The organism is Streptococcus sp. 1F3, from assembly GCF_054968985.1.
Genome location: NZ_JBUEQR010000027.1, coordinates 1 through 591, shown reverse-complemented (window position 1 = coordinate 591; position 591 = coordinate 1). Strand labels below are relative to the sequence as shown.

Sequence of the window (591 nt, the reverse complement as noted above, 5' to 3'; positions counted from 1 at the left end):
TTTCATTATAAGTCATATGGGACTTTTTTTCTATACTCAAAAAGGCTCCATAATCTCTACAGTGGATTTACCCACTACAGAAATTATAGAGCCAAAATCATGTTAGAATACGAAGAGTTGAAAGAAGCTATAGACAATGGATATATCAAAGGTAACAAAGTTCGAGTGGTTAGAAGAGACGGGAAATTGGTGGATTATGTGTTGCCTGGTGAATCTGTCAGACCGTGGGAGGTTGTGACGGTAGAGTTGTTGGTTGATGTTTTGGGTCAATTATTCAGTGATGCCTGAGGGGCAAAGAAGGGGCATAAGTTTAAAATCTTTATGTATTTATAGCTGAATACGATGTACGTTTAAGTTTTATGGACGCCTATATAATGGGATTTGTTGCTATTTCGGACTTATCTAAAATAGGGAAAGGAGATGGGTGGTATGATGTAGAAATTGAGAAAACCCTTGTTCATTCAAGGGTTTTCTTATGGCTCTTTGTCAACTGTAGTGGGTAGATGAAAAGCTAACACCTAGAGAGGACGAACTTCGTTCTCTCTTTCTTTACGTTTAAAGCAATCAAAATGCGTTTTTTAAAGTTTTCAA

At 36.9% G+C, this 591-nt stretch carries 1 protein-coding gene; it reads left to right on the top strand.

Translation table 11 applies throughout. The annotated features are described in order from the left end of the window. Nucleotides 1-99: 99 nt before the first annotated feature. Nucleotides 100-288 carry a competence regulator inhibitor paratox gene (locus ACVPON_RS01785; RefSeq protein WP_462875579.1) on the top strand — a complete coding sequence of 63 codons (189 nt, stop codon included), beginning with the start codon at nucleotides 100-102 and terminating at the stop codon, nucleotides 286-288. The last annotated feature ends 303 nt before the right edge of the window (nucleotides 289-591 follow it).